Annotated in this window: 1 protein-coding gene and 1 other annotated feature; the gene reads left to right on the forward strand. The window is 59.8% G+C overall.

Going from position 1 to position 1,321, the window contains the following annotated elements:
* Positions 1-50 precede the first annotated feature (50 nt).
* Positions 51-1,282, forward strand: a protein-coding gene (locus KYK29_RS22390) for an IS3 family transposase (RefSeq protein ID WP_254693077.1) whose coding sequence is annotated in 2 segments (ribosomal slippage) — positions 51-342 and positions 342-1,282 — 1,233 coding nt in all. Because the reading frame shifts where the segments join, the coding sequence is not laid out codon by codon here.
* Positions 335-451: a sequence feature (AL1L pseudoknot), on the forward strand. Its footprint overlaps the gene before it by 117 nt.
* Positions 1,283-1,321: the final 39 nt, after the last annotated feature.

Here is a 1,321-nt window from a genome sequence, read left to right on the forward strand (position 1 = left end):
TGAACCGCCCCGGCTTTGCCGGAGACCCCAACTCGTGAGAAGTAGGGTCTATGACAAGCAAGACGACGAACAAATTTTCTTCTGAAGTCCGCGCCCGCGCCGTTCGAATGGTGGCCGATCATGAAGCCGAACATCCTTCCCGGTGGGCGGCTGTATCTTCCATAGCGGCCAAGATCGGTTGCTCGGCGCATACGCTCAATGAATGGGTGAAGAAGGCCGAGGTCGACAGCGGCAAGCGTGCAGGTTTGCCGAGTGACGTGGCGGAGAAGATAAAGGCTTTGGAGCGGGAGAACCGGGAGCTTCGTCAGGCGAATGAGATTTTACGCAAGGCCTCTGCGTATTTTGCCCAGGCGGAGCTCGACCGCCCACTGAAGCGATGATTTCCTTCATCGATGCACACCGCTCGGTGCTCGGGGTCGAGCCGATCTGCAGGCTGCTGCCGATTGCCCCGTCCACCTACTATGAGGTCGTTGCCAAACGCACGGACGTGGACCGCCTATCGGCCCGCACCCGACGCGACATGGCCCTGAAGATCGAGATACGCCGGGTGTTCAACGAGAACTTCCAGGTCTATGGCGTGCGCAAAGTCTGGCGGCAGTTGCAGCGAGAAGGTTACGACGTTGCCCGCTGCACCGTCGCTCGGCTTATGAGAATGATGGGGCTTCAAGGCGTCATTCGCGGCAAGCCAGTCAAAACCACCGTGTCGGACAAGTCCGCTCCATGCCCGCTAGACCGGGTGAACCGACAGTTCTTCGCTCCCGCGCCGAACATGCTGTGGTTATCCGATTTCACCTATGTCGCGACTTGGCAGGGCTTCGTTTACGTGGCCTTCGTCATTGATGCCTTCGCTCGCCGTATCGTGGGTTGGCGGGCAAGCCGGGCGGCCCATGCGGGCTTTGTGCTTGATGCTCTCGACCAGGCGCTTCATGATCGGCGGCCCGTCAAACGCAGTGGGCTGGTTCATCATTCCGACCGCGGCTCGCAGTACGTATCCATTCGCTATTCCGAACGGCTGGCGGAGGCAGGCATCGAGCCGTCTGTCGGAAGCGTTGGTGATAGTTACGACAATGCTCTCGCCGAAACGATCAACGGTCTTTACAAGGCCGAGGTCATCCATCGGCGAGGACCATGGCGCAACTTCGAAGCCGTGGAGTTCGCCACGCTCGAATGGGTCGATTGGTTCAACAACCGCCGCCTTCTGGAGCCCATCGGCAACATACCGCCAGCCGAGGCCGAAGAACGATACTACGCCATGCTGGACGCACCAGCCATGGCCGCATAACTTAAGCCAAACGGTCTCCGGTAAAGCCGGGGCGGTTCA

It is taken from the genome of Shinella daejeonensis (genome assembly GCF_024281235.1).
Lineage (GTDB): Bacteria > Pseudomonadota > Alphaproteobacteria > Rhizobiales > Rhizobiaceae > Shinella > Shinella daejeonensis.